8 protein-coding genes and 1 pseudogene are annotated in these 9671 nt (G+C 65.6%); all 9 read left to right on the forward strand.

Features of this window, described 5'->3' with window-relative positions; translation table 11 throughout:
- Positions 1-1836: a succinate dehydrogenase flavoprotein subunit gene (sdhA, locus tag IVB42_RS41670; RefSeq protein WP_018459777.1), complete on the forward strand. Its 1836-nt coding sequence runs from the start codon at positions 1-3 to the stop codon at positions 1834-1836.
- Positions 1837-1878: 42 nt separating this feature from the next.
- Positions 1879-2661 carry a succinate dehydrogenase iron-sulfur subunit gene (locus IVB42_RS41675; protein WP_018459776.1) on the forward strand — a complete coding sequence of 261 codons (783 nt, stop codon included), beginning with the start codon at positions 1879-1881 and terminating at the stop codon, positions 2659-2661.
- Positions 2662-2850: 189 nt separating this feature from the next.
- A complete protein-coding gene (locus tag IVB42_RS41680; RefSeq protein ID WP_247295784.1) occupies positions 2851-5022 on the forward strand; it encodes a hybrid sensor histidine kinase/response regulator in 2172 nt (723 codons plus the stop codon).
- A gap of 53 nt (positions 5023-5075) precedes the next feature.
- On the forward strand, positions 5076-7031 hold the full coding sequence (locus tag IVB42_RS41685; protein ID WP_026233875.1) for an ABC transporter ATP-binding protein/permease: 1956 nt from the start codon (positions 5076-5078) through the stop codon (positions 7029-7031).
- A 127-nt stretch (positions 7032-7158) separates the two neighbouring features.
- Complete coding sequence (locus IVB42_RS41690; protein ID WP_018459774.1) at positions 7159-7983, forward strand: FkbM family methyltransferase; 825 nt, start codon at positions 7159-7161, stop codon at positions 7981-7983.
- A gap of 22 nt (positions 7984-8005) precedes the next feature.
- Complete coding sequence (locus tag IVB42_RS41695; RefSeq protein ID WP_007598770.1) at positions 8006-8392, forward strand: VOC family protein; 387 nt, start codon at positions 8006-8008, stop codon at positions 8390-8392.
- A 72-nt stretch (positions 8393-8464) separates the two neighbouring features.
- Positions 8465-8950 (forward strand): pyridoxamine 5'-phosphate oxidase family protein, encoded by a 486-nt coding sequence (locus tag IVB42_RS41700; RefSeq protein ID WP_018459773.1) that lies wholly within the window; start codon positions 8465-8467, stop codon positions 8948-8950.
- Positions 8950-9192: a hypothetical protein gene (locus IVB42_RS41705; protein ID WP_018459772.1), complete on the forward strand. Its 243-nt coding sequence runs from the start codon at positions 8950-8952 to the stop codon at positions 9190-9192. Before IVB42_RS41700 ends, IVB42_RS41705 begins: the two co-directional genes overlap by 1 nt.
- Positions 9193-9377: 185 nt before the next feature.
- Positions 9378-9671 (forward strand): annotated as a pseudogene (locus IVB42_RS41710) (OmpA family protein); the annotation flags it as partial.

The raw sequence follows: 9671 nt of genomic DNA on the forward strand, positions 1-9671 counted from the left end.
ATGGCCACAGAGACCAATGGCAAGGGCAACGGCGCTCCCGCCACCAACGGCAAAGCCTATCCGATCGAAGATCACACCTATGATGTCGTCGTGGTCGGCGCCGGCGGCGCAGGCCTGCGCGCCGTGGTCGGCTGCAGCGAAGCCGGTCTTCGTACCGCCTGCATCACCAAAGTGTTTCCGACCCGCTCGCACACCGTCGCGGCGCAGGGCGGCATCTCGGCGTCCCTCGGCAACATGCACAAGGACGACTGGCGCTGGCACATGTACGACACCGTGAAGGGGTCGGACTGGCTGGGCGACCAGGACGCGATCGAATACATGGTGCGCAACGCGCCCGAGGCGGTCTACGAGCTCGAGCATTGGGGCGTGCCGTTCTCGCGCACCGAAGACGGCAAGATCTACCAGCGCCCGTTCGGCGGCATGACCATGGACTACGGCAAGGGCCAGGCGCAGCGCACCTGCGCCGCCGCCGACCGCACCGGCCACGCCATGCTGCACACGATGTACGGCCAGTCGCTGCGTCACGCGGCCGAGTTCTTCATCGAGTTCTTTGCCATCGACCTGATCATGGACGACCAGGGCACCTGCCGCGGCGTTATCGCGCTCAAGCTCGATGACGGCACGCTGCACCGCTTCCGCGCCCAGACCGTGATCCTCGCCACCGGCGGCTATGGCCGCGCCTATGCATCCTGCACCTCGGCGCACACCTGCACCGGCGACGGCGGCGGCATGGTGCTGCGCGCCGGTCTGCCGATGCAGGACATGGAGTTCGTGCAGTTCCACCCGACCGGCATCTACGGTTCGGGCTGTCTCGTCACCGAAGGCGCGCGCGGCGAAGGCGGCTATCTCGTCAACTCCGAGGGCGAGCGCTTCATGGAGCGCTATGCGCCCTCCGCCAAGGATCTGGCCTCGCGTGACGTCGTCTCGCGCGCGATGACCATCGAGATTCGCGAAGGTCGCGGTGTCGGCAAGAAGAAGGACCACATCTTCCTTCATCTCGACCATCTCGATCCCGCGGTGCTGGCCGAACGCCTGCCGGGCATCTCGGAATCCGCAAAGATCTTCGCCAATGTCGACGTGACGCGCGAGCCGATCCCAATTGTGCCGACCGTGCATTACAACATGGGCGGCATCCCGACGAACTATCACGGCGAAGTCCTGACCAAGAAGGACGGCGACGACAACGCCATCATCCCCGGCCTGATGGCGATCGGCGAGGCCGCCTGCGTCTCCGTGCACGGCGCCAACCGCCTCGGCTCCAACTCGCTGATCGACCTCGTCGTGTTCGGACGCGCCGCGGCGCTGCGCCTCGCCGAGAAGCTCACGCCGAACGCCAGCCAGCCGGAATTGCCGGCGAATTCGTCCGACCTGGCGCTCGGCCGGCTCGACCACTACCGCTACGCCTCCGGCGGCACGCCGACCGCGAAGCTGCGCGAAGGCATGCAGCACGTGATGCAGAACAATTGCGCGGTGTTCCGCACCGGCGACATCCTGAGCGAAGGCCAGAACCTGATCGAGAAGGTCCATAGCGGCATCATCGACATCGCCGTATCCGACCGCTCGCTGGTGTGGAATTCCGACCTGATCGAGACGCTCGAATTCGACAATCTGATCTCGCAGGCGGTGGTGACGATGAACTCGGCCGCCAACCGCACCGAGAGCCGTGGCGCGCATGCCCGCGAGGACTTCTCCGAGCGCGACGACAAGAACTGGATGAAGCACACGCTGGCCTGGCTGGAAGATTCCGGCAAGGTCAAGATCGAGTACCGCCCCGTTCACGACTACACCATGACCAACGACGTCCAGTACATCCCGCCCAAAGCTCGCGTTTACTAAACGGCGCGCGTGTACTGAGCGAACAGCGAAAGCTTTATCGAAATGGTTGAATTCGCACTTCCGAAGAACTCCAAGATATCAGGCGGCAAGACCTGGCCGAAGCCCGCGGGCGCGACTGAGGTCCGTGAATTCCGCGTCTATCGCTGGAATCCGGACGACGGCAAGACTCCCAGCGTCGACACCTATTACGTCGACACCCATGATTGCGGGCCGATGGTGCTGGACGGCCTGATCTGGATCAAGAACAACATCGACCCGTCGCTGACCTTCCGCCGCTCCTGCCGCGAAGGCGTCTGCGGCTCCTGCGCGATGAACATCGACGGCCAGAACACCCTGGCCTGTACCCGCTCGATGCACGACGTGAAGGACGGCGCGGTGAAGATCAATCCGCTGCCGCACCAGCCTGTCGTGAAGGACCTCATCCCCGACCTCACCAATTTCTATGCACAATACGCTTCGGTCGAGCCGTGGCTAAAGACGACCTCGCCGACGCCGCAGAAGGAATGGAAGCAGAGCCACGAAGACCGCGAGAAGCTCGACGGCCTCTATGAATGCATCCTCTGCGCCTGCTGCTCGACCTCTTGCCCGAGCTATTGGTGGAACAGCGAGCGCTACCTCGGTCCCGCCGCGCTGCTCCAGGCCAACCGCTGGGTATCGGATTCGCGGGATGAGGCGACCGGCGAGCGGCTCGACAATCTCGAGGACCCGTTCCGCCTCTATCGCTGCCACACCATCATGAACTGCGCCAAGGCCTGCCCGAAGGGCCTCAACCCGGCGGAAGCCATCGCCGAGCTCAAGCTCAAGATGGTCGAGCGCCAGATCTAGGCGTCATTCATGCTGCGATCCCCGGCCGGAACGGCCGGGGCATTCTACGACGGGCAGGTGTTCGAGTAGATTTTGCCTGCACCCCTGCGCGCGCAAGCAGGCGGGTTGCAACCTCTGGTTCCCGCCACAAGCCGCTTCCTTCCCGGCGCGAAATTCAAGTAAGCTCTCCGGCGTGGGACCGGAGCGACCGTGCAGGGCGCACAACGCAATTCGCTGAGATTGCTGCAGTGGATGATGGCTGCGTCCCTGGCGCTGCCGATTGCGCTGTTCGCGATCGCCGCCTCGATCTCCTACACCTCGACGAAAGATATCGCCGACCGCGAGATCGAGCGCACCCTCGATGTCGCGCATGAGCATGCGCTCAAGGTGTTCGAGACCATCGACCGCAGCCTCGCCGAGATCAACGAGGTGGTGCGCGGCATGCCCGACGACATCATCCGCTCGCGCGAGCCGGCCCTGCACCGCCGCCTGAAGCAACTCTCCGATTCGCTGCCGCAGCTCAAATCGGCATGGATCTTCGATGCGGACGGAAAGTCGCTGGTCAACAGCCTGGCCTCGCCGCCGCCGGCGCAGAGCTTTGCGGACCGCGACTACTTTGCCGCCCATGTCGACCAGACCATCGGCAGCTACATCGGTGTTCCCCTGACGCCGCGCCAGCCCTATCAGGGCGCGCGCTTCTTCGGGGTCAGCCGCCGCCGCGGCTCCGACGACGGCAGCTTCATCGGCGTGATCCAGGCCTCTGTCCTCCCGGAATATTTCGAGAGCTTTTATGCCCGGATCGGCTCCGACCCTGGCAGCTTCCTCGCCATGGGACGCACCGACGGCGTGGTGCTGGCGCATCTTCCGCGGCTGGATCGCGACCTCAGGCTCGATCCTAACGGGCCGGTCGGCCGCAGCATCGCAGCTCACCCCGAGCATGGCCTCATCACCATTGCCTGGCCATGGGACGAGGTCGAGCGCCGCATCGGCTACCGACGCATCGCCGAATACCCGATCTATGTCAGCGCGGGGTTGGAGACCTCGGCGATCCGCGCGCGCTGGTTCGCCACCATGGGCCAGCATCTGGTGTTCGGCATTCCCGCCACCGCGCTGCTGTTTCTGCTGCTGGCGTTCGCGTTCCGGCGCACCCAGCATCTCCAGGCCGAGGCCGCCGCGCGGCGCGAAGCCGAGGAGGCGCTCAAGCACAGCCAGCGCCTTGAGGCGCTCGGCCAGCTCACCGGCGGCGTCGCGCACGACTTCAACAACCTCCTGACCGTGATTCGCGCCTCCGTTGACCTGCTGAACCGGCCGCAGCTGAGCGAGGAGCGGCGCCAGCGCTACATCACGGCCATCGCAGACGCGGTCGGGCGCGCAGCCAAGCTGACATCGCAGCTGCTCGCCTTCGCGCGCCGCCAGACCTTGAAGCCGGAGGTGTTCGACGTCGGCGCGCGGTTGCAGTCGCTGCACGACATGCTCGCGACGCTGCTCGGACCCGCGATCGAAATCGCGATGCGGCTGCCGGCCGAGCCCTGCCTCGTCAATGCCGATGCAAGCCAGTTCGAGACGGCGTTGATCAACATGGCGACCAATGCGCGCGATGCCATGCACGGCAAGGGCAGGATCGTCTTCAACGTCGAGGCCGCGGCGACCATTGCGGACACGCGGGCTCCCGTCTCGGGCAACCCTGATCTTTCAGGCGGCCGTGACCTTGCTGGCAAACACGGTTTCGTCGGCATTGCCGTCAGCGACACCGGCATCGGCATTCCGGCTACGCGGCTCGAGCGCATCTTCGAACCGTTCTTCACCACCAAGCAGATCGGCCACGGCACCGGTCTCGGCCTATCGCAGGTGTTCGGCTTCGCCCGGCAGTCCGGCGGCGAGGTGACAGTCACCAGCGAGGTCGGCCACGGCAGCACCTTCTCGCTCTACCTGCCGCGCGTGGCGCCGGATTTGCTGCCGCAGCGGCAGGCACCGAATACGGCCCCGGCCGTGGCCGGCAGCGGCATGTCGGTGCTGCTGGTCGAGGACAATATCGAACTCGCCAATTTCGCGGCCGACGGCCTCACCGAGCTCGGCTACAGCGTCACGCTGATCGACAACGCAACCGATGCACTCGCCGAGCTGGTCATGGATGCCGATCGCTTCGATGTCGTTTTCTCGGACATCGTGATGCCCGGCATGACCGGGCTCGATCTCGCGCAGGCGGTCCGCGACCGCGGCATCGGCGTGCCGGTCGTGCTGACCACCGGCTACAGCGAGGCGCTGTCCCAGGACGGCAAGGTCGATTTCGAGCTCGTGCAGAAGCCCTACGCGATCGATCAGCTATCGCGCGTGCTGCACCGGGTCGCGCGGCGCCGGGTGCGCGACGGCGCCGCCGAGTGAGCTGACGCCCGGAACCTACGGGAACCTTTTGATTTAGCTTGCGTTATCCGGCCATGCAAAAGCCGGTCAGAAAACGCGAATCGGGCAAGAAGCCGCCCATCGTCGAAATCATCGGCGAGACCGGCGGGGAAGTGGCTCCGCCGCCGCCCGAGCTGGTCGAGCCCGACCCGGAGCTGTCGCCTGAAGAGGCCGAGCAGGCCCGCAAGGACTATCTCCTCACCCGCTTCTGGATCAGCGCGCGCGGCTTCTGGGGCGGCAACGGCGACCGGCTTGCGTGGCTCTACTCCGTCGGCCTCGGCCTGCTGATCGTCCTCACCGTCGGCTTCCAATACGGCATCAATGTCTGGAATCGGGCGATCTTCGACGCGATCGAGAAGCGCGAGGCGTCCACCGTCTTCCATCTCACCGCGGTATTCTTCCCGCTCGCGATCGGCAGCATCGTGCTCGGCGTGGCACAAGTGTTCGCGCGCATGGGCATCCAGCGGCGCTGGCGGGCGTGGCTGACGGCAAGCGTGCTGACGCGCTGGCTTGGCAACGGCCGCTATTACCAGCTCAATCTCGTCAGCGGCGACCACAAGAATCCGGAATACCGGATCGCGGAGGATCTGCGCGTCGCGACCGATTCTCCGGTGGATTTTCTCGCCGGCGTGACGTCCGCGCTGCTGTCGGCCGTGACCTTCATCGTCGTGCTCTGGACGATCGGCGGCGCGCTCACCGTCACCCTTGCGGGATCGTCGGTGACCATTCCCGGCTTCCTGGTGATCGCCGCGATGCTCTATGCGGGAATCGCATCGGGCTCGATCCTGGTGATCGGCCGCCAATTCGTGCAGGTCTCCGAGGACAAGAACCAGGCTGAGGCCGATTTCCGCTACACGCTGACGCGCGTGCGCGAGAACGGCGAGAGCATCGCGCTGCTCGGCGGCGAGGAGGAGGAGCGCGACGGCATCGACCGCAATTTCACCAACGTGCTGCGGCAATGGGCGCGGCTCGCGGGTCAGCACATGCGCACCACGCTGGTGTCGCAGGGATCGAGCCTCGTTGCGCCGGTCGTGCCGCTTCTGCTGTGCGCGCCGAAATTCCTCGACGGCAGCATGACGCTGGGTCAGGTGATGCAGGCGGCTTCCGCCTTCACCATCGTGCAGAGCGCGTTCGGCTGGTTGGTCGACAATTATCCGCGGCTCGCCGACTGGAATGCCTGCGCTCGCCGCATCGCCTCGCTGATGATGTCGCTCGACGGCCTCGAGCGCGCCGAGCTGGGCGACGGCTTCGGCCGCATCAAGCGCGGCGAGACCAGCAATGACGCCATGCTGGAGCTGAAGGATCTCTCCGTCACGCTCGATGACGGCACCGCCGTGGTCGGCGAGACCGAGGTGGTGATCGAGCGTGGCGAGCGGCTGCTGGTGGCCGGCGAATCCGGCACCGGCAAGAGCACGCTGGTGCGCGCCATCGCCGGGCTCTGGCCATGGGGTGGCGGCAGCGTCAATTTCCATCCCGACCGGCGGCTGTTCATGCTGCCACAGCGACCCTACGTGCCGTCGGGCTCCTTGCGTCGTGCCGTCGCCTATCCCGGCGCGGAAGACGACTGGACGGTCGAGGAGATCGGCGAGGCCCTGCACAAGGTCGGCCTCGACCATCTCAAGGAGAAGATCGAGGAAGAAGCACCCTGGGACCAGACGCTGTCCGGCGGCGAGAAGCAGCGCCTCGCCTTCGCGCGGTTGTTGCTGCACAACCCGGATATCGTCGTGCTCGACGAGGCGACCTCGGCGCTCGACGAGAAGAGCCAGGACAAGATGATGAAGATGATCACCGACGAACTGCCGAAGGCCACCATCGTCAGCGTCGCGCATCGTGTCGAGCTGGAAGCCTTCCACAGCCGCAAGATCGTGCTGGAGCGCCGCAAGGGCGGCGCAAAACTCGTCAGCGATATCGACCTGATCCCGCGCAAGGGCAAGCGCAAGCTGCTCGGCCGCTTCCTGCGCCAGCGCAAGGCGCCGAAAAAGGCGGCGTGAGGGGCGGTCTCTTTTCTTCGTCGTCCCGGCGAAGGCCGGGACGACCCAGAGATTGTTGCCCGGATCGAGCGTTGGAGTCCCCGGCAAAACCGGCTATGCATGCGCCGCTTGCAACGAGGACTTTGACTTGGCGACCGATAATGCCCCTTCGTCCGCGCCGTTCGGCGCGTTTGCGCCGAACGCGGCGCAGGCCGCGATCATTCGCCTCGCGACACAATCGGGGCTGAAGCGCGGCGCGTTCCGGCCCTGGCTGTCGCGATTGGTGAACCTGCTGCGCGGTGGTCCCATCGACGTGCAATACCAGGGCGCATCGTTCCGCTTCTATCACCAGGGCAGCGCCACCGAGCGCGGCGCGCTGTTCAATCCCGATTACAATCTCGACGAGCTCGACTTCCTGCGCCAGCACACCCCGGAGGGCGGCGTGTTCGTCGACGTCGGCGCCAATGTCGGCACCTTCGCGCTGGTGATGGCGCGACAGGTCGGGCCATCAGGCAAAGTGATCGCCATCGAGCCGCATCCGATGACGTTTGGACGGCTGTCGTTCAACCAGGCCGCGTCGAAAGCGACGCAGGTGCGCCTGGTGCAGGCGGCCGCCGGCGACAGCGACGGCGAGCTGATGATCGAGAGCGGCGGCGACAATCTCGGTGCCACGCATGTCGTCACCGGCACGGCCAGCGCCGAGGCGATCAAGGTGCCCTCGCTGCGGTTGACGCGCATTCTCGGCGAGGCCGGCGTCACCAAGGTGGACGCGCTGAAGATCGACGTCGAGGGCTTCGAGGATCGCGTTTTGATCGGCTTCTTCCGCGACGCGCCGCAATTGCTATGGCCGCGCGCGGTGGTAATCGAGCATTTGTCGCAAAAGGAATGGCGGGACGATTGTATCGCCGACATGGTCGCGCGCGGTTTCGTGGTTGCGCGCAAGACGCGGAGCAATACGTTCCTGTCGCGCTGACGACGAACAACGGATGTTACGAATGATCGACCATATGGGCTTCCCGGTCTCCGACTATGAGCGCGCCAAGGCGTTCTACGCCAAGGCATTGGCGCCGCTCGGCTACAGCCTGATCATGGAGGTCACGCAGGAGCAGACCGGACACGATCCAGCCGCCGGCTTCGGCGCCGACGGCAAGCCGGATTTCTGGATCGGCGGCGAGGGCGCGCTGAACAAGCCGGTGCATGTCGCGATTCTGGCGAAGGACCGCGCCACGGTGGACGCGTTCTACAAGGCGGCGATTGCAGCGGGCGGGCGCGACAACGGGCCGCCGGGCATCCGGGCGCATTACCATCCGACCTATTACGGCGCCTTCGTGCTCGACCCTGATGGACACAACATCGAGGCGGTTTGCCACGCGCCGGAATAGATAAGTTCCATCCTTCGGCCGGAACCTCGTTCCGCGCGCGCCGTTGTCGTCCCTTGCAAGAAGGAGCACGACATGGCCAACGACAATGCCCGCGACGTCGACCGCGTATGGGATCTGATGAAGACGATCGGATTCGCGATGCTGGTGACGCGCGATGGCGACAAGCTCCGCGCGCGGCCGATGAGCGCCTATCTCGACCGCAACGCGAACACGATTTATTTCCTCACCGACGCGCGGCGTCACAAGGACGAGGAGATCGCGCGCAATCCGTCCATCAACCTGTCGTTCGCAGATGCCGGCAGCCAGAAATACGTGTCGCTGACGGGCACCGCAATGATCTCCAATGACCGTGCCAAGATCAAGGAGCTGTTCTCGACGCCGGCCAAGGCGTGGTGGGACTCTGCGGAAGATCCGAACATCCGCGTGCTCAAGGTCACGCCTGACGATGCCGAGTTCTGGGACTCGCCCGGCACCGTGATTTCCTATGTGAAGATGGCGGCCGCGGCGGTGACGAACACGCGCCCCGATCTCGGCGACAACCGCAAGGTCTCTATGTAATGCCGATCGAGCCGCCCGAGATACCGCCGTCGACGCCCGGTACGCCCACCGAACCGCCGCCGGGGATTCCGCCGAGCAATCCGCAGCCTGAAATCGCACCGCCGGTGCGCGAGCCCGGCTCGCCAGCGCCGCCCGACGAATTGCCGGGCCGCATGCCTGAAGAGATTCCATCACGCGGACCGAACGGACCGCTCACGCCGAATCCCGCGACGGATGCAAGTCCGCCGCGGGATCGCGCATGAGGCGACGCATCAGATCCGAGGCAATTGCAACCTGCGTCTGAATGCGCAATGAACGTCACCATAGTGAGGTGATTTGCGTGCAGAAATAAATCGGGCCGCGTCCGCTTCGTCCGCCACAATCCGGCCTAACGCGTAGCTGTTCATCCGAACACTTCGTCAAAGAACCTTCCGGGGAAGTTCACCACATGACCAACCTTCGTTTCGTGCTGCTTGCCACCACGGCTCTGACCGCGATGCAATTCGCAAGCTCCGCATCGCATGCACAAGGCGCGCCGCCGCTTGTCGTCGCGCAGGCGCAGCCACAAGAGACCGGCCCTGACGGAAAACCGAAGCAGCCGCCGAAGGGACCACCAGCGGCCGCGCCGCCTGCGGCGCCCGCGCGCCCGGCCGCACCGCCGCCCGCAGCTGCACCTCCCCATCCGCCGGCAGCGCCTCCGCCGGCTGCGGCACCGCCGCGCCCAGCAGCGCCGCCACCGCCC

The sequence above is a fragment of the Bradyrhizobium sp. 45 genome, from assembly GCF_023073155.1.
GTDB lineage: Bacteria > Pseudomonadota > Alphaproteobacteria > Rhizobiales > Xanthobacteraceae > Bradyrhizobium > Bradyrhizobium canariense_D.